This is a genomic window from Ruegeria sp. CDSB117, from assembly GCF_059611005.1.
Map to the genome: position 1 here is coordinate 34,806 of NZ_JBXWOS010000006.1, position 18,938 is coordinate 53,743.

14 protein-coding genes and 1 tRNA gene are annotated in these 18,938 nt (G+C 54.9%); 9 read left to right on the top strand and 6 right to left on the bottom strand.

Annotated elements, in window-relative coordinates; genetic code table 11:
- Window positions 1–2: 2 nt before the first annotated feature.
- Together dxs and AC2FJC_RS08680 are read left to right on the top strand one after the other, a co-directional pair.
- Entirely contained in the window at window positions 3–1,931 is a 1,929-nt protein-coding gene (dxs, locus tag AC2FJC_RS08675) for a 1-deoxy-D-xylulose-5-phosphate synthase (protein WP_496739182.1), read from the top strand.
- Window positions 1,932–2,156: 225 nt separating this feature from the next.
- On the top strand, window positions 2,157–2,579 hold the full coding sequence (locus AC2FJC_RS08680) for a hypothetical protein (protein WP_496739183.1): 423 nt from the start codon (window positions 2,157–2,159) through the stop codon (window positions 2,577–2,579).
- Between the two features lie 78 nt (window positions 2,580–2,657).
- Here the strand turns inward: AC2FJC_RS08680 and bfr are convergent, their stop codons facing one another.
- From bfr to AC2FJC_RS08695, 3 genes are all read right to left on the bottom strand, one after another.
- Window positions 2,658–3,143, bottom strand: coding sequence for a bacterioferritin (bfr, locus tag AC2FJC_RS08685; RefSeq protein WP_496739184.1), 486 nt, complete (start codon window positions 3,141–3,143; stop codon window positions 2,658–2,660).
- 581 nt (window positions 3,144–3,724) lie between these two features.
- Window positions 3,725–6,571, bottom strand: a complete 2,847-nt coding sequence (locus AC2FJC_RS08690; RefSeq protein ID WP_496739185.1) for an SEC-C metal-binding domain-containing protein — start codon at window positions 6,569–6,571, stop codon at window positions 3,725–3,727.
- Between the two features lie 194 nt (window positions 6,572–6,765).
- A complete protein-coding gene (locus AC2FJC_RS08695; protein WP_496739186.1) occupies window positions 6,766–7,476 on the bottom strand; it encodes a hypothetical protein in 711 nt (236 codons plus the stop codon).
- 444 nt (window positions 7,477–7,920) lie between these two features.
- Between AC2FJC_RS08695 and AC2FJC_RS08700 the strand changes: the two genes are divergently transcribed.
- Together AC2FJC_RS08700 and AC2FJC_RS08705 are read left to right on the top strand one after the other, a co-directional pair.
- Entirely contained in the window at window positions 7,921–8,253 is a 333-nt protein-coding gene (locus tag AC2FJC_RS08700; RefSeq protein ID WP_496739187.1) for a type II toxin-antitoxin system RelE/ParE family toxin, read from the top strand.
- A gap of 30 nt (window positions 8,254–8,283) precedes the next feature.
- Window positions 8,284–9,369, top strand: coding sequence for a HigA family addiction module antitoxin (locus AC2FJC_RS08705; RefSeq protein ID WP_496739188.1), 1,086 nt, complete (start codon window positions 8,284–8,286; stop codon window positions 9,367–9,369).
- 4 nt (window positions 9,370–9,373) lie between these two features.
- On the opposite strand, the gene AC2FJC_RS08710 is transcribed toward AC2FJC_RS08705, so the two are convergent.
- Window positions 9,374–9,739, bottom strand: a complete 366-nt coding sequence (locus AC2FJC_RS08710; RefSeq protein ID WP_496739189.1) for an alpha/beta family hydrolase — start codon at window positions 9,737–9,739, stop codon at window positions 9,374–9,376.
- Here AC2FJC_RS08710 and AC2FJC_RS08715 point away from each other — a divergent pair.
- Window positions 9,717–10,592 carry a hypothetical protein gene (locus AC2FJC_RS08715; protein ID WP_496739190.1) on the top strand — a complete coding sequence of 292 codons (876 nt, stop codon included), beginning with the start codon at window positions 9,717–9,719 and terminating at the stop codon, window positions 10,590–10,592. The genes AC2FJC_RS08710 and AC2FJC_RS08715 overlap by 23 nt on opposite strands.
- Window positions 10,593–10,697: 105 nt before the next feature.
- Here the strand turns inward: AC2FJC_RS08715 and AC2FJC_RS08720 are convergent, their stop codons facing one another.
- On the bottom strand, window positions 10,698–12,065 hold the full coding sequence (locus AC2FJC_RS08720) for an exonuclease domain-containing protein (RefSeq protein WP_496739191.1): 1,368 nt from the start codon (window positions 12,063–12,065) through the stop codon (window positions 10,698–10,700).
- A gap of 395 nt (window positions 12,066–12,460) precedes the next feature.
- On the opposite strand from AC2FJC_RS08720, the gene AC2FJC_RS08725 reads away from it, so the two are divergent.
- The 4 genes from AC2FJC_RS08725 to AC2FJC_RS08740 all read left to right on the top strand — a co-directional run bounded on the left by AC2FJC_RS08725 (window position 12,461) and on the right by AC2FJC_RS08740 (window position 18,084).
- Window positions 12,461–12,640, top strand: a complete 180-nt coding sequence (locus tag AC2FJC_RS08725) for a hypothetical protein (RefSeq protein ID WP_496739192.1) — start codon at window positions 12,461–12,463, stop codon at window positions 12,638–12,640.
- A gap of 128 nt (window positions 12,641–12,768) precedes the next feature.
- Window positions 12,769–14,346, top strand: coding sequence for a type I restriction-modification system subunit M (locus tag AC2FJC_RS08730; RefSeq protein ID WP_496739193.1), 1,578 nt, complete (start codon window positions 12,769–12,771; stop codon window positions 14,344–14,346).
- Window positions 14,330–14,830, top strand: a complete 501-nt coding sequence (locus tag AC2FJC_RS08735; protein WP_496739194.1) for a restriction endonuclease subunit S — start codon at window positions 14,330–14,332, stop codon at window positions 14,828–14,830. The genes AC2FJC_RS08730 and AC2FJC_RS08735 overlap by 17 nt, the downstream gene beginning before the upstream one ends.
- Entirely contained in the window at window positions 14,827–18,084 is a 3,258-nt protein-coding gene (locus tag AC2FJC_RS08740; RefSeq protein ID WP_496739195.1) for a type I restriction endonuclease subunit R, read from the top strand. Before AC2FJC_RS08735 ends, AC2FJC_RS08740 begins: the two co-directional genes overlap by 4 nt.
- A gap of 455 nt (window positions 18,085–18,539) precedes the next feature.
- Here the strand turns inward: AC2FJC_RS08740 and AC2FJC_RS08745 are convergent.
- Window positions 18,540–18,615 (bottom strand) — tRNA-Thr (locus AC2FJC_RS08745).
- Between the last annotated feature and the right edge of the window lie 323 nt (window positions 18,616–18,938).

Here is an 18,938-nt window from a genome sequence, read left to right on the forward strand (position 1 = left end):
AAATGTCTGACCGCCCGAACACGCCCCTGCTGGACCTTGTGAACCGCCCTGCGGATCTCAAGCAGTTTTCGGACGCGCAATTGCATCAGGTGGCGCAGGAGTTGCGGTCCGAGACGATCTCGGCCGTGTCTGTCACCGGTGGGCATCTGGGCGCGGGTCTGGGCGTGGTCGAATTGACGACCGCCCTGCACGCCGTGTTCGACACGCCGCGCGACAAGATCATCTGGGACGTTGGTCATCAGTGCTATCCGCACAAAATCCTGACCGAACGGCGCGACCGTATCCGTACCCTTCGCATGAAGGACGGGCTGAGCGGCTTCACCAAGCGCAGCGAGAGCCCCTATGACCCATTTGGCGCGGCGCACAGTTCGACCTCGATCAGCGCTGCGTTGGGTTTTGCCGTCGCTCGCGATCTGGGCGGCGTGACACCAGAAGGTCTAGGCGACGCGATTGCCGTGATCGGCGACGGCTCGATGTCTGCCGGTATGGCCTTTGAGGCGATGAACAACGCCGGCCACCTGAAGAAACGCCTGATCGTCATTCTCAATGACAATGAAATGAGCATAGCCCCGCCAGTTGGCGCGCTGTCCAATTACCTGTCACGCATTTATGCCGAAGAACCGTTTCACGACCTGAAAGCCGCCGCCAAAGGTGCGGTGTCTTTGTTGCCGGAACCTTTCCGCGAAGGGGCAAAACGCGCCAAGGAGATGCTCAAGGGCATGGCCGTGGGCGGCACATTGTTTGAGGAGCTGGGCTTTTCCTATCTCGGTCCGATCGACGGGCACGATATGGATCAGCTGTTGCCTGTCCTGCGCACGGTCAAGGCCCGCGCCACTGGCCCGATCCTGATCCACGTGCTGACAAAGAAGGGCAAGGGGTACGCCCCCGCCGAGCAAGCCAGGGACAAAGGTCACGCGACAGCAAAGTTCGACGTAGTAACGGGGGAGCAGAAGAAAGCGCCCTCAAACGCACCATCTTACACGTCGGTCTTTGGCAAAACCCTGGTGGAAGAGGCCGCACGCGATGACAAGATCGTTGCTGTCACGGCCGCGATGCCCGACGGAACCGGGCTGAACCTGTTTGCGGAACGCTATCCGTCGCGCTGTTTCGATGTGGCGATTGCCGAACAGCACGGCGTGACCTTCGCCGCCGCTCTCGCCGCCGGCGGGATGAAGCCCTTCTGTGCAATTTATTCCACGTTTTTGCAGCGTGGGTACGATCAAGTCGTGCATGACGTAGCCATTCAGCGCCTGCCGGTTCGTTTTGCGATCGACCGTGCGGGTTTGGTGGGCGCGGATGGCGCGACCCATGCGGGGTCGTTCGATATCGCCTATTTGTCCAACCTGCCCGGCATCGTGGTCATGGCCGCGGCGGATGAGGCCGAGTTGGTGCATATGGTGGCCACCGCCGTCGCGCATAATGATGGCCCGATTGCGTTCCGCTATCCTCGCGGCGAAGGTGTCGGCGTCGACTTACCCGAACGTGGTGAAGTTCTGGAAATCGGCAAAGGCCGGATCATCCAAGAAGGCGCGCGGGTCGCACTATTGTCCTTCGGGACACGGCTGGCCGAAGTGCAGAAAGCGGCCGAAGCTTTGGCTGCACGTGGGATCGCCCCCACTATCGCTGATGCTCGATTTGCCAAGCCCTTGGACCGCGACCTGATTTTGGATCTGGCCGCCAACCACGAGGCGTTGATCACCATTGAAGAAGGTGCCATCGGCGGCTTTGGCAGCCATGTTGCCCAACTTTTGGCCGATGAAGGCGTCTTTGACCAGGGTCTCAGGTATCGCTCGATGGTTTTGCCCGACACCTTCATAGATCAGGCCAACCCTGCGGATATGTACGCGGTCGCGGGTCTGAATGCCGAGCAAATCGAGGCCAAAGTGCTGTCCGTACTGGGTGTTGCGACCATCGGTGAAAAACGTGCCTGAAGCATGAAGCTAGGCAACTGAATTTCACCGTTGTTTGAAAATCTGCAAGCACCGCTTTTGACGGAAGTTTCGGGCAGCCGCCGAATTCAGCCGCTTTTGGGTGAGTCCTTGAGAACACAGGAACCGCTTGAGTCCCGGCGCAGCGTTCCCGCTTCCCCGCATTTCTGATAGTAGTAAGAAAAACAAAAACTCCACCCTTGAGCAGGCGGGCGGATGAGAAACATCATGGCAGTTTTGGTCGCGCTTTTTTTGATGAGCGTGGCGGCAAGTTCAAAAGAGATTCAGGTTGGCAATGATCCGGGCGGGCGGATTGTGGATCGCATGGTCCAGATCGAAATCGCCAACCGGACCAACGCGCAATTCCAGATCAACGGGGACTATTGCCACTCTAGTTGCACCATGCTGCTGGGTGCGGACGATGTTTGCGTTTCGCCCGAGACGATCTTTGGTTTTCACGGCCCCCATCACCCAAACCGAACGAAAATGACGGCAGATGAATTCGACAGGAAAAGCGCGTCACTGTCCAGCTACTACCCAAATCCGGTCAGAAACTGGTTCATGTCCAAAGCGCGGTTCGCCGGACCAAATGAGCTTTTGTACGTGACCGGTGAATACCTGATAGGTCTCGGCGTGCGGGAATGCATTTAGGGCGACGTTGCCCTAATCCTGCAACCGCCTGCTGTTGGGAATCCCAACGCCCGCCACCATTGTCGCCAACACGACCGGCTATTCGGCGTCTTCCATTTTTGTTGCATTGAGTTGCGCGAAAAGCTCGGGCCCGACGCGATCATACAGTTCGATCTGAGTCTCCAGAAAGTCGATATGACCTTCTTCATCCGACATCAGGCTTTCGAACAATCCCATTGAGACATAGTCTCCGGCCTCTTTGCAGACATCCCGCGCTTCCTTGTAAAGCGCCCGCGCGCTTTGCTCTGCTGCAAGATCGCATTCCAGCGTTTCACGCGGGTTTTCACCGATCCGCAGGGGATCAAGTTTCTGCAGGTTGGGATGCCCTTCCAGAAAGATGATACGTTCAATCAGTTTGTCGGCGTGTTCCATCTCTTCAATGGATTCTTCACGGCTTTTCTTGGCCATGCTGCCAAGACCCCAATCGTCTTGCAGGCGATAATGCAACCAGTATTGGCTGACGGCCGTTAGTTCGTGGCGCAGAGCTTTGTTCAGGTATTCAATTACCTTTTTGTCACCTGTCATGATGAAACTCCTTGGCTGTGTCTAAGAACTGGCGTGGAAACAACTTTTTAAGCTGAATGCTACCACCAGAGCGGCTTAACCCAAAACCTTCAAATATCTGTTTTGAAACAGGTATTTGCAAGTTTCCTGACGATTCTCGTTTGAATCAAAACCCGTCACTTGAAAGCGTTTTTCCACCACACATACCATTCCCTGATACCTGCTTACCGATCGGAGGCATGGCCCTTGCGGATCAAAATCATGCGGGCAAACAGCTCCGGAGATTGAGCTGCGCTAGCACCCGATGATAGCCCGCAGGATCGAACCAAAAGTGAGATACGAGGTAGGCCGCTAGTTTAGCATAACTTTATAGGGGAACGTGGTGCCTCAAGAGGGACTCGAACCCCCGACCTTGTCCTTACGAATTTTGCCGTCCATGAGTTAGACTTGACCGGTCGGTGCCGTCTAAAGTCGCATAACGTATTATGATTAAATCACTATTTCGAGCGGTGCACTTGGACGGTGCTGGGCCGCGCTAGCGAACGTTTGACGTTCATCCCCTACTAATCCCCTACTAACGTCCCAACTTGTCGAGATGTCGGTCACCGCCCGTGGCAATGCTTATACTTCTTACCAGAACCACAAGGACAGCGCTCGTTGCGCCCAATTCTCTTACGCGGCTCGCCGGCCATTGGTGTGCCACGGCGCTCATCTATCAGCGCTTGCAGGTGTTTTGGGATGTGGAATTCACGCTGCAACGGACCTCCACCAAGGCGGGCCCTCTCAATTATGCGCTTCTGCTCCTGAAAGGCTTCGCGATGTCCCGGCACCATCGCCTCCTCGTACGGTCGGAGCCTTGCAACCTCGTCTGCTGCAGCCTGATGGTCGCCGCAATAGGCGAGCACGACCGCGTAGAGGGCTCGCGTCTCCAGAACACGTGAAACCAATCCAACGCTTTGCAGGGTAGGGAAGATGTGTTCTTCAAGAATCTGCTTGGCCCCGATAAAGTCATTAACCCACACAAAGTCATCAACCAGATCGAGCCCGACCCGCACCATCGAGTCGAATGCGTTGGCGAGTTGATAGAACTTCATCGCTTGGATGCGGACCATCGCGTTACGCGGACCCTTGCCTCCGGTAGCCTGTGCGAAAAGGTCGAGTGTGTCGGCCAGATGTTTCAGCGTATCGGTGAGATCAAGACCTGCGGGCAGCAGCGACTTTAATTGTGGAGCATTGCGTCCAATTACATCGCCGGGTGTGATGCCGAGCTCTGCGTAGTAATCTTCCATCAGTTCAGATGCCGCGGCGACTGCGCTGGTTGCTTGACCTAGTTTAAAGTGGGCGAGCGCCCGGTTGTATCGGAACACACGCATATGCCCGGATTTTGCGGGGATGCGCTGTTCGACCATCATGAGCATGTCATCTACGCCTTCAGCGTCTCCGAGCATCGACATAAGGAGCATGCGTTTCATGCCCCAGGCCAGCCACTCATCGTCGCCAAGTTCGGCCGTCTCAATTAGTGAATGCATGATATCGATACGACTGCGGGCGGATTCGAAAGTACCTTCCCGAAGATCGTTGAACACAAGCCCATCCAATGCCCAGAGACGGGTGTCGGAATCACCGTCCGCGTCCGCAGCAATGTCAACCAAGTGTGGCTCGATCTCTGGCCAAACGCCCATTTCGTGGAACAGCTCGTCAGTTGCGAACTCTACAAGAGCCTTCGCATTACCCAGCTGCCCAAAGAGGCGAATTAGAAGCCCCAGCTTAGCGATACTCCAGTTCTCACGGATGGATACGATGATCACTTCGAGAAGGGCCGCCTTAGCCTTCCTCTCGAACTCAGCGCCCCGCTCGACCAGCTCTGCGAGGCCAAATATGCGCACAGCATCGTGTATTTTTAACCCGGAGTTTCCAAACACTTCGAGAGCACCAGTCGATGGGAGCGCTCTCAAGCGTGTGACACTCCCCTTTTCATCAAGGTCGCAGGCGCCCTCAAGAAGCTTGATGGCCTCGTACCGCGAAAGCGCGACGTCGGCCAAGCTTAAGATGGCTATTGTCTCTCGAGTATTGGGCGGCAACCCCTCGAATGCGCGTTTCAGGATGATCTCCTGGGCGGTCTCGACGATGTGGGTCTGCGCCTCAACGTCTTTGCAGAAAGCGCGGATCGATCCGCCATACTCGCGTGCGGCAACTGTGGTCGCGTTAAGAACGTGGAACGGCAACCCACCGGTCAGGCGAGAAAGGCGCGCACAGTCGTCGAAGTCAGCCTGGCAGCCAGCATCTTGAACGGCTGCCGCGATGGTATCCTCGTCCCAACCGTGAAGAACATCGGCCTGGACGGAAAGCCGTGCTTCCAGAGCGGCAATCTCCGGACCTGGCTGAGTAAGTAGAAGGAACCGCAGATTCGGCGCTCTTGCGACGACAACTTCGATTTCCGACGCCGGAACCCTGTGGGCGTTGTCGATCACGACTTGAGCGTGCATTCCTTCTTCTCCGAGCTTGACGCTCAGCGCGCCCAGCATCTCGAGGCCACTCGCACCGGGTAGCAGGATCTCACCAAGCTTACCACTCGAGCGCCCGTACATTCGACCGGCTACCTCGCGAGTGACCGCGGATGCCAGTGCAGGTCCAGGAGTATCGACGACATCTATGTAAGTCACTGGCAGGGGCTCATGCATGGCCGCCTCTGCTATCCAAGCCGTCTTGCCTGCGCCCGACAGACCAGAGACGATGCGAACTCGTTGAGTACCGAGAAGCGGCGGTTCGTCGATCTGCGATCTGTATATCGGTGGAGGGGCTGGTAGCTCCTGCATTTGGATGAGCATTTGCTCGAAGAGCGCCGGTAATTCCTCCCTTAAGAAACTATGATCCTCCCTCGGCGGAGTTCCTGCTGACGCGAACATCACGATACTTGCTAACTTCCACGCGAGTGTATTCGGATTCAACAGGCCGAACGGCAAGTCCTCAGCGAGCGCGGAGCAGGTGCTGATCGCTTCGCTGACACTTGGTGGAGGCGAGGGAAGAAACGAATCTACCGGCGCCGGCCCATCAGGCCAGTGGATCTGGACATCCTTCGGCCAGTCGGTGGCTGCGATCTTCTCGAGCAGCGTAGTAGAAAGAGGCGCGTTGGATGCGATCACGAAGTTAGCATTTCCCCGCCGCACGCCCTTGTCGTGCTCGCTTCTGATCTCCTCGAAGCGTTGAAGGGCGCTCTCGATATCGCGGAAGCTTAGACTGCCGATGCGAGTCTTGACTTGAACATAGAACCGTCGCCCTGAAAGAATGATCTCAAGATCCTCGTCCCGCTCAACAAGGATGCGCTCTACACCGTTCGGTGCGGCAAGAAGAAGGCAGATTGCTCCATAGATATGCTGATATAGAAAGCCGCGATGAACCGCTTCGATGCGAATGAGCTGACGCTCGTCGAGGACCGTTACTGTCTCCACGGGACCTTTCTCGCCTCTCGAGTTCGCGGCCCCTGTACCCTTAGCCATAGCGAACCTCGAGATCGAACAGATTGTTGCCTCTTAGATAAGATACAAATTGGGCAATGACACCCAGCGAGGCAGGCACGTAATATCCATTATGCTTGCCGCCAGCATTGTGCCGCACCAGCGAAGCCGGTCTTAATCTCTGGGAGCTATTCATCTTCGGAAAAAATAATTCGCCATTGCTCACTTAAACCGTCAATCGCGCCTCTAAAAATTGGCGCAATATATGCGGAAGCGTCGTCTACCAAACCATCGGCCGCATTTCCAAGAACCTTTGAACCAAGCTTTTTAGTTGAAGCCAAAAGCACTCCCTTTAAGGAAGTGTCAGGGGCACCCGCAGCTATCAGAGATTGTCGAATCTGCTTTAGTCGATCCTCGTCTACAAGATACTCAATGAGGTCTGTGGCAGCGCTTAAGGGCATCCGCACAATCGCGGAATTGAAGGATGTGTCACTCACATGATTTAGGCGTTGTAACCTGTCTTTTAGGTGGGCATTCAATAAAGGGTTTTGGATTTCGAGAACGAAATAATCGCCGTCCTTAGCAAACCTTGTGTTGATCAATGCATCTTTGATTTGGTCATCTAGGAGGCCAGTTTCATCTCCGAACTTTCGAACTTCGATATCAAAAAGAAGACTCGAGGCTTTTGCCCGGGTGATCCTAAGGTCTGTCATTAAATCATAGAGAGAAGCGCCATGCGGTACCGCTCCAATTTCTCGAAGCATCCTAAACACGATTAGTTCGATTTCTCGTTTGGGCAGGGAACCAAACGCAGGGCGCGTGAATTCAGACAAAAATTGCTTCAGTGCCTCTCGCAGAACTGCTTCGTCTGCACCCTCGATGGTTTGGTTAATATCCATTTTGGTTCCAGTCGCTCCTTAAAATTTTGTTTCGGCAACATATCACCCAGTATAGTGTCGAAAACATGAACAACCCTTACTGGAATAGGCAATGACCTTTGTGCGGCCAGGTCTGGTAAGCGCCCTTATGTTACATGTTGGCAGCGCGCGTTAGGTAGCCTAACCAAACCCTGCAAATATGGTAAACCCGGCCACCCCATCCCCGCATGTGCTACAACTCTTCGGGGCGTTGGCGCCGTCACAGCCTGGACCGTCTTACGTGCTGACCTCAGCGTCACGGTTGCAAGCACGGCGTTTCACCACATTCAAAAAAAACGAACTGAATTGATCCGTTGGCCAGGCATTGCTCTAAATGTAGCCCAGGGTTCCTACGAGGTGCGCTACATGTTACCTATTGCGTAACGAATCAACAGGCATTACCTATGGGGTAACACAGGTGCTTCGATGCACATCGAATTCGCGAGCAACAAACTCAAGCGCCAGATGGGATCTGCGGCGGCAATGCAGAAGGCGTACGGAGACCGGGCGAAACGCCTTATGATGCGCCTTGGCGTTCTCAAGAACGCCGCGTGCCTGGCGGACGTACCGACTGACCCGCCCCCTAGGTGTCACCCTCTAAAGGGTGATTTCCAGGGCTGCTACGCAGTCGATGTCTCAGGAAACTGGCGCTTGATCTTTGAACCGATTGTTGCCCCGAACAGCGAGGCGGAAAGCACTGAACTCAATCCGTCGGAGGTGACGGCAATACGAATTCTCGACGTTATCGATTATCATTAGCGAGGCGCCGAGGGGAGAGGAACGTAGACTATGAGCGCAGTGGAAAGGACTGATACCTGGTCCCCTGACTGGGCAGTGCACCCTGGGGAGCATCTTGCGGAGTATCTTGAAAGCCGAGGCTGGTCTCAGGCTGAGTTTGCGCGGCTTGCAGATCTAACCCCTAAGTTAGTGAGCACGATTATTAATGGGACGAATCCGGTAAGCGCTGAAACGGCCCTTAGACTCGAACACGTACTTGGAATGAAAGCCGACATTTGGACCGGGCTGCAGTCCGACTGGGACCTTCATGAGGCCCGCAAGGTTCGCCAGCAGAATGCAGAAGAGTGTAAGGCGTTTCTAGGTAGGTTTCCTATCAAGGACCTTGTCTCTCGAAATGTGCTGCCGAAGGGAGAAAGCGTTGAAGTGATGTGCGATCGCTTGCTCACGTTCCTTGGTATCGGCACTCCGAGCGCCTTCGACGCGAAGCTACGCAACTTGGCGGTTCAACACCGCCACTCGAGGAAGTTCGAGTCCGACCAGAACCATATTGCTGCATGGCTCATGCTTGGCGAACACCACGCACGAGCAATGAAACTACCGACGTTTGATGAACAGAGGTTCAGCCAGGCGGTAGCCGAGGTGCGCGGGCTAACCTGTGAGTCGCCTGAGGTATTCGGTCCTCGCATGATCGAAATATGCGCAGCTTCCGGGGTTGCAGTGGTTTTCGAACCACCTTTGCCCAAGACGCGCCTGTTCGGTTCTGCCCGCTGGATCGATGGCAACCGCGCTATCATACAGATGTCGCTCCGCATGAAGGCAAATGATCACTTTTGGTGGACGTTCTTTCACGAAGCTGGGCACATCATGCTTCATCGTGGGCGCACCTTTGCAGACGATCAAGGTGGGGTCGGTGACGGTGCAGAAGAAGAGGCCGACGCGTGGGCAGAAGAACAGTTGGTTGGGCGAGACCGCTTTGATCAATTTTGTCTGACGACCCCACGTTCAGAAGCATCCGTACGAACATTCGCACGCGAAGTTGGTATCCACCCGGGCATCGTCGTCGGTATGCTCCAACATCGCGGTATTCTGCCCTATAGAAACTTGAATGGACTGAAGGTTCGTTTCGAGTGGGCTTAGCCGTCTAGCAAACCAGGCGCCGGACCCATTTTGAAACCGCTGCGCCCAGGGACGCGATGTGATCGGCATGTGTGAAGCCAGAGACGCGCTTGCGTGGCTTCAGATCGTGATCGCCGTCCTCAAACCAACTTATCTGGATCGCCGAGGCAATCTCATACCCGCTAACTTCATCCTTAGAGCCAAACTGGTCGCGTGTTCTGCATCCCTTTCGTGAGTTTGCATTCGCAGGGCGAGAAGACCAATCGGTTCTGCTAGCAGCAATACTGACTTCTGTAGTGAGGCGGATTTTGCCATCGGCTCCGCTATTCGCCATCGATGCGCCCACCGCAGGATCGGGAAAGTCGTTGATGGTAGAATTGGTTGGGATCATCGCCACCGGCCACAAACCAGCGATGATGTCTCAAGGCAAAAGCCCCGAAGAGGACGAAAAGCGCTTGTCAAGCGTACTGATGGCCGGAGACGCCATTATCGTGATCGACAACTGTGACCGCGCATTAGGTGGAGACACCCTATGCACAATTCTGACTCAGGAGGTCTTTCGTGCCCGCGTATTAGGTAAGTCGGAAACCCCGCAGCTTCTGACCAATGTCTTGGTTATGGCAACGGGCAACAACCTGACCATCGCAGGCGACCTGGGAAGACGTACGCTTATCTGCCGGATCGACACAGGAGAAGAGCGTCCCGATCAAATTCGGCATACATTCAATGCACAAGAAGAGGTTCTGCGAGACCGGCCAAAACTTGTTGCTGCGGCACTAACCATTCTCATCGCCTATGTGAAGTCCGGCAGAAAAGTGGATGTGCCTCCAATGGGTTCGTTCGAACGCTGGGACTTCATACGAGAAGCTATCGTTTGGCTGGGAGAAAGTGACCCTTGGCTAACCCAACACCGGATCACTGCAGACGACCCGCGAAAAAACGAGCTTGTCGAACTTCTTCAGTTATGGCGTGAGGCACTTGGCGACGAAGCCGTTACAATTGCCGAGATTGGCAAGCGTGCTGGTAATGCTTCAGGAAACCCGGTCGCCTTGCTTCACGACATGCTAGCTGAGATGACATACAATCGTACTTTCAACGCCAAGAGCATCGGCCGTGTGCTTATGCGCCACAAAGACACAGTCGCCGGTGGCCTTGTTTTGCGCGCAATCGATGACCCTTCAAAGGCAAAACGATACATGGTCGAGAAACTAGGCTCATCGCCGAACGAAGACGTGCCGTTTTAGTACTGGTGACGTGCTTTGTGGGGTGTGCAGGGTTTGTATTGGCCCTGCCCACCCTGCGTGCAGACGCTAGCAAACCCCACAAACTGGTCAAAGCACATATGCAAGCTAAGGCCTTCGATTTTCTAACCACGCTTTGATTTTTCCGATTGATGCAGCGTTGACTTCGTCAACTGCAAGGTCGCCTAACTCAGACAGTGCATCGTCGAGAGTGCGGCCTGCTTCCACGCCCTCGCGGCCGTACAGCCGATTGTGCAGCCAGCTCTCAAGCCCCTGGCGAAGTTCGGGCCGCAGCACCCCTGGCTGTCCGAGAAAAACAATGCGCCGCCCGAGTTCGCGCAGGCGGCCGTCTTCAAGTGTCTCAACTATCTCCGCGCGCTCTGGCCATGACGCGGCATGGAAGGCCCGCATGCGCCCCTCGTCGGCCCGGCTTGGAAACCCCTCATACATTCGCTCTTCGACCACCTCTTCGGCCGGCCAGGGCGGATAACGCTGTGTCAGTGCTTGGCCTACCCTTGTGGCAAAAGCGGCATCCTGGACGATCTGAGATGCTCTGCGGGCGATATCCATTGCTGCTATGCCAAAGTCAGGCCCGAGCGACATATCCACGACCGCTGGCATCTTGTTCGAAGTGATGATCCGAATAGCCCTGTCGGGTCCCTTCATCGCTTTCACTAAGTCGTCGACACCCATTTGTAGAACTGGTCCAGGGTCCTTGGTCAGGTCGAATACCCCCAGCATCGTTGGATTGTCCGGGTTGTGGCCGCAGCCCACGACCGGCCGGATGGCCGAGCGCCCCATATGATATTCGACAAGGCAAAGTGGTTGTCCCGAAAGTACCCGCGCTTGAACCTCTGATTTGTCAATCAAGGGCATCAGAGAATCCCATACAGCCGGTGCACGGTCGCGGATCAGGCGGGCCATGTAGATGGTTGCCTCGACGTCGGCCAGCGCATCATGGGCGTTCTCGTGGGCGAAGCCATTCGCCGGGGCCAGCATGTCCAGTCGCAAAGTTGGGCGCTCATTGTGGTTGATAGGCACCGTGATGGCGTTGGGTGCCAAGGCTGCCGTTGCCTGCGCCAGGCGCAGCACATCCGCCCGCTGATTACCGTTTGTGTTGGTCAGGTAGATCGGCTGCAGGGTCTGATAGAACGCCTGCCGCATCAGAGGCTCGTCGAAGGAGAGTGTGTTGTATCCGGTGAAGATCGCCGGCGACCACTCACGCAGCTTCCGGGCGATAGTCTGCATGGCCTCGTAGTGGGTCGGTAGGCTGGCATCCGTCAGCATCGCTGGCGTTACCCTTGTGGCCAGCAGGGCGCCTGGTGCGGGGACAACATGGGGCAGAAGTCGGCAGCGGATTTCGAAGCGGTCAAGCTCGTTCAGGTCTTCATCCGCCCGGATTGCTGCGAACTGCAGGATCTGGTCGAACGTGGTGTCAGTGCCGGTGGTTTCGGTGTCGTAGAAGACGCAGGACATTTACCCAAAGTATCCGAAAAGCCCCGACCTACCAGACTGCTTGCGCGACAGGCCGGAAATCTAGATGCCTGCACTCTGGCATCGTGGAAACCAGACGCTGAATGTCTGATTAAGCCGTAAAATCAGACACCAGGGGCGCTCCCGCCAATCAAACTCCCGATGCTCATAGCCGTCATTCGTGCAAAACGCAGTAAAAGATCGCAACGAGCCCATTTGAAACATGGCAACCATGTCGCAATTGGAGTGATCCTCGAAGTACCGCACTCATCTTATTTACCCCATGCGATCTTCGGATACTCCCAGTTCGTATATCTCTTTCTCTTATTTGATTGCGGGGGATGTTGTTGTACGTTTACCGAACATTCACAGTAGCGTGTCGCAACCAAGGGTAGACAATGTCTACCGATGGAACTACCACGCTGGCCTTTCGCATTGAACTGGAGTTGAAGGAAACGCTGCGCGCGGCGGCCGAGCGGGGGCAACGTTCCATCACTAGCATGGTGGCGGTGTTCATCATAGATTATTGCGAGCGCCACGATATTCCTCTCGCACTGGACTCGGCTGCTGGACGCTAGGGGTCGGCTAAATGAACCAAACAACGAAGAACGAAAAGCGGTAAGGCTGCGCCGCTGTCTTGGGAGTTATCCCCTGAAATGCACAGACTGTGACGACTGGAACCGCTAAAAGACTACAAAGACAATTTATGGCAAAGAAAATGAATGCTAAGAAGAACAGCAAGAGCTTCGAGGAGACACTCTGGGATTCCGCTAATAAGCTGCGCGGCTCGGTGGAGCCTGCGGAATATAAGCATGTGGCGCTGAGCCTGATCTTCCTGAAGTTTTCGTCGGACAAGTTCGAGGAGCGGCGACAGGAGATCATCGACGAGGGCAAGGAGCAATTCGTGGACATTGTGGAGTTCTTCACCATGAAGAACGTCTTCTATCTGCCCGAGGAATCGCGCTGGTCGTATATCCAGGCGAACGCCAAACAAGACGATCTGGCGCTGAAGATCGACACGGCCCTGCACACGATCGAGAAGAACAACAAGTCACTGGCTGGCGCGTTGCCGGACAACTACTTTTCACGATTGGACTTAGATCGCAGCAAGCTGGCAGCGCTGATCGACACCATCAGCAACATCAACACCCTGGTCGATAAGTCACAGGATGTTGTGGGCAGGGTCTATGAATATTTCCTGAGCAAGTTCGCCCTGGCCGAGGGTAAGGGTAAGGGCGAGTTCTACACGCCCAAGAGCATCGTCAATCTGATCGCGGAGCTGATTGAACCCTACAAGGGCAAGATTTATGACCCCTGCTGCGGTTCCGGCGGCATGTTCGTGCAGTCCGTGAAATTCGTCGAGAGCCATCGGGGCAACACCAAGAACGTCTCCATCTACGGGCAGGAAGGCACCACCACGACCATGAAGCTGGCGAAGATGAACCTCGCCATTCGCGGCATCTCGGCCAACCTGGGCGTAAAGGCGGATGACACCTTCGCAAGTGACCAGCATCCGAACCTGAAGGCGGATTTCATTATGGCGAATCCGCCTTTTAACCTAAACGCATGGCGCGCCGCTGACGAATTGACGGACGACCCGCGGTGGGCAGGCTACGAGGTTCCACCTTCCAGTAATGGAAACTATGGTTGGATACTGCACATGGTTTCCAAACTTTCACAAAACGGTGTCGCAGGCTTTATTCTTGCAAATGGCGCTCTCTCAGATGGGGGGGTGGAACATGCAATCAGAAAGAAGCTAATTGAGAATGACCTGGTTGAGGCTCTGATACTTCTTCCGAGAAAGCTCTTCTACACAACTGATCTAAGCGTAACGTTGTGGGTGATAAATAAGAACAAGTTTGCGAGAAATCTGGAGAATGGAGGATTTGAAAGGAAACTGAGAGATCGGCATGGAGAAGTTCTTTTTATGGATTTGCGCCAAGAAGGAATTCCATTTGAAAAAAAGTATCTCCAATTGACCGAAGAGGCTTCAATGAAAGCTGTGGAAATGTTCCACAATTGGCAGGAGGTAGAATTTTCGAAAAAGTACCGAGACATACCAGAATACTGCTACAGCGCCACTACTCACGAGATAGCGAAAAAGAATTTTAGCTTAGTGCCAAGCAAGTACATTCATTTTAACCATAGTGAAGAAGATACTGATTTTGAGAGAAGAATAAAGAATATTCGAAGTCGAGTAATCGGGATTCTCGAAGAAGAACGACAGGCGAAAAAAGAGATGCTTTCCGCCTTTAAGGGGGTTGGTTATGAAATATTCGATTGAGCGACTGGGGCCTTACATTCGAGAAGTAGCTGTAAAAAATAGAGATTTGGAAGTTACGCGCTTGTTAGGCGTGAGCATTCAAAAAGAGTTCATTCCTTCACGCGCTAATATTATTGGCACCGACTTATCTAATTACAAGGTTGTTCGTAAGGGACAATTTGCCTACGGGCCTGTTACATCTCGCAATGGGGATAAGATATCGATAGCCCTGCTAGATTGTGATGAGTGCATAGTTTCGACTTCTTATACTGTCTTTGAAGTAATAGACGAATCTAAAATCTTTCCACCATTCCTAATGTTGTGGTTCGCAAGGATAGAGTTCGATCGCTACGCTCGTTTCATGTCCCACGGAAGCGTGAGGGAAATATTTGGCTGGGAGGAAATGTGTGATGTCGAGTTGCCATTGCCCTCATTGGATGTGCAACGCGCAATTGCCTTTGGCGAGTCATTCATCAAAAAGCACGCCCAACAGATTGGCGAATGACGCGTATGAAATTCACCGAAGCACAACTGGAAGAAGCGATCATTGAGCTGCTGGGCGAACAGGGCTACCCCCACGTCTCGGGGGAGGACATCGCGCGCGGCCCGGAGGAAGTCCTGGTAAAGGACGACCTACGGGAGTACCTGCAAGCGCGCTATGTCGGTGACGGTATCACGGATGGCGAGATCGAGTTCATCGTCCATAAGATCGAACGGCTGCCAGCATCGGACCTGTACGGCAGCAATAAGACATTCATGAAGCTGGTTTCGGACGGCTTTCTGCTGAAGCGGGAGGATCGCAGCCAGAAAGACCTGTTCATCCATCTGGTTGACTACTCCCCCGCCGATCGGAACGTCTACAAGATCGTGAACCAGTTGGAGATTCAGGGTTTCGGGAAGCGGATACCGGACGGGATCCTCTACATCAACGGCCTGCCACTGGTGGTGTTCGAGTTCAAGAGCGCGATCCGCGAAGAGGCGACCATCCATGACGCCTATGTTCAGTTGACCACGCGCTACCGGCGCGACATCCCGGAGCTGCTGAAGTACAACGCGCTGTGTGTGATCAGCGACGGGGTGAACAACAAGATGGGCTCCCTATTCGCGGCCTATGAGTTCTTCTACGCCTGGCGTAAGATCACGGGCGACGAGAAGATCGAGAAGGACGGTATCGACTCCCTGATTACGATGATCAACGGGCTGTTCGACAAGGCCCGGCTGCGCGACGTGATCCACAATTTCATCTTCTTCCCCGACAGCTCCAGGAAGGAAGAGAAGATCGTTTGCCGCTACCCGCAGTACTACGCGGCGCGCAAACTCTTCGCTAATATCCAGCAGCACCGACGGCCGGATGGCGACGGTAAGGGCGGCACCTACTTCGGCGCGACCGGCTGCGGCAAGAGCTTCACCATGCTGTTCCTCTCGCGCCTGCTGATGAAGAGCGAGGCGTTCGCAAGCCCGACGCTGGTGCTGATCACTGACCGCACCGACCTGGACGACCAGCTATCGCGGCAGTTCACGGGCGCGAAGGGATACATCGGGGACGAAGAGATCATCAGCGTGGAAAGCAGGGAGGAGCTGCGGTCCAAGCTACGCGGGCCGGACGAGGTGCCGAACGACGTGCGGCTGCTGGCGGATGAGGCCGAGACAATTGACGGCGAGCCGATGGACGTGGCGATGCCGCATGGCCGCGTGAGCGGTGGTGTATTCCTGACGACGATTCACAAGTTTACCGAGGACACCCGGCTGCTGACGCGGCGCGACAATGTGATCTGCATATCGGACGAGGCGCACCGCAGCCAGGTGAACCTGGACCAGAAAATCAGGATCACGGAAGAGGGCGTGAAGCGGACCTATGGCTTTGCGAAGTACCTGCATGATTCCCTGCCCAATGCGACCTATGTCGGGTTCACGGGCACACCCATCGATGCGACGCTGGACGTGTTCGGCAAGGTGGTCGATGCCTACACGATGGAAGAGTCGGTGAAGGACGAAATCACCGTGCGCATCGTCTACGAGGGCCGGGCGGCTAAGGTGTTACTGGATAATGCCAAGCTCCAGGAGATCGAGGACTACTATGCACGATGCGCCGATGAAGGCGCGAGTGACTACGCCATCGAGGAGAGCAAGCGGGCCAATGCGCAGATGAACTCGATCCTCGGGGACCCCGACCGAATCAAGGCGGTGGCCGAGGACTTCGTGAAACACTACGAAACGCGGATCAGCGAAGGCGCGACGGTCAAGGGCAAGGCGATGTTCGTGTGCAGTAACCGCCCGATTGCCTACATGCTGTACAAGGAGATCATCGCCATGCGGCCAGAGTGGGCCGAGGTCAAAGTTTGCGAGGACGGCGCGACGCTGACGAAGAAGGAGAAGCGAGAAATAAAGCCGATGGAACGGATCAAGATGGTCATGACGCGCGGCAAGGACGATGAGGAAGCCCTCTACAAGATGCTGGGAACCAAGGATGACCGGAAGGAGCTGGACCGGCAGTTCAAGAACGCCAAGTCGAATTTCAAAATCGCCATTGTGGTGGATATGTGGCTGACGGGGTTCGATGTGCCTTTCCTCGACACCATCTACATAGACAAGCCGATTCAGCGGCACAGCCTGATCCAGACGATTTCACGGGTGAACCGACGTTACGCGGGTAAAGACAAAGGTCTGGTCGTCGACTACATCGGCATCAAGAAACAGATGAACCTCGCGCTGGCCCAGTTCGGCAACCTGGGCAACGGCATGACGATCGAGGAAATTCAGCAGGCGGTGGTTGTGGTAAAGGATCACCTCGACCTGCTGGGCAAGATGTTCCATAAATTCGATTCCAGTCCGTACTTCACCGGGAACGCCCTGAAACAACTTCACTGCCTGAATATGGCGGCGGAGTTCGCCCAGGCGACCCAGAGGCAGGAAAAGCAGTTTATGTACCTGGTGAAGCGGATGAAGGCGGCCTACGACATCTGCTGCAACAGCGACGCTTTCGCGCAGTTGGAGCGGGATGAGATCCACTTCTATATCGCTGTGCGGTCTATCGTGTTCAAGCTCACAAAGGGAGATGCCCCGGACCTGGCTCAGATGAACGCGCGGGTACGGGAGATGATCGAGGAAGCCATCAAGGCGGACGGTGTGGAAGAAGTGTTCAAGCTGGGCGACAGCGGCGAGACGGAGATCGACCTGTTCGATAACGAGTTTTTGGAGAAGATCAAGAAGATCAAGCTGCCCAACACGAAACTGAAACTCCTTCAGAAACTGCTGAAGAAGGCGATCGATGACTTCAAGAAGACGAACAAAACCAAGGGGGCAGACTTCGCGAAAATGCTCAAGGCCATCGTGGATAAGTACAACGATCGCAAGGAGCAGGACGTACTGGTAAGCAATGTCCTAGAGGAGTTCACCGACGAGATTATCGATCTGTACGAGGCACTTAAGAAGGAGAAGGCGTCGTTTGCCGACCTGGGCATCGACTTCGAGGAGAAAGCCTTCTACGACATCCTAAGGGCAATCGCCAAGAAGTACGAGTTCGAGTATCCCGACGAGAAGCTGATCCCTCTTTCGAAAGCGGTGAAGGGCGTTGTGGACGACAAGACGAAGTACACGGACTGGGACAACCGCGAGGACATCAAGGCAGAGCTGAAAGTGGATTTGATCATGTTACTGGCGGAGAACGGGTATCCGCCGATTACGCATGACGACGTGTATAACGATATTTTCGAGCAAGCGCAGAATTTTAAAAAATACCGAAACGAAACAAAGGGCTGACAAGGCCCAGCTCAGGCGATATCAGTGAAGTGCTGTCACTGTCTGACCGCCAACCTCCTTTCCCGCAGTCTTCCTCGACCCCGCAGGCGCAGGGCAGCTCGCCATGGTCGACCAAGATTAGGCTGCTCGGGATGGGCATTGTCCCCAGGGTAGTATGTGGTGTTAAGGCAATAATTAGCCGAACGACCTGTGCGATTATTCGTGAAACTGATTGGCCCCGAGTACGCTGCCTGTCAGCCCAATCGTAATGAAGAGGTGTCGCAATCGGGATGCTGACTCGGCTCTCAAAGGCGGCTTTGTTCCGCGACTGAGACATTGGCGTACAATCGAGCGAACGGCAGCTTTCGCGCTAACGCTGCAGCCGCGCAAGCATGTCTGAATTGGGGATCAAAGCGGAAACGCGACATCAGCCAAGCGAGTGTGTTCTGCCTAAAAACCTGATTTTGTTGAAGAACTGGTGCCGCTGAAGGGACTCGAACCCCCGACCCCATCATTACGAATGACGTGCTCTACCAGCTGAGCTACAGCGGCTTTCCGGACCCTACTATGGCCCTACTAGTTCTACTCCTTTGCCGCGAACTCGTTGGTTTTGCAAGGCATTCTCGCGGGGACCCGCTAATTACGAAGGACCTGCTCTACCAGCTGAGCTATTGAGGCAAGCGACGGTTCCTTTAAACGCTCGGGCAGATGCGTGCAAGTCTCGATATCCTCGGACGCCTACCGGTGTGTGATGGTGATTCCCGCAGCTCAGATCGCTTGAAGCCCATTCCATCACCACGCTCCAGCAAGAATATCACGCCTGTTCCAACGCTTACGCTCACCTTCGATGGCCATGTATTTTCGGTTGACTGGGT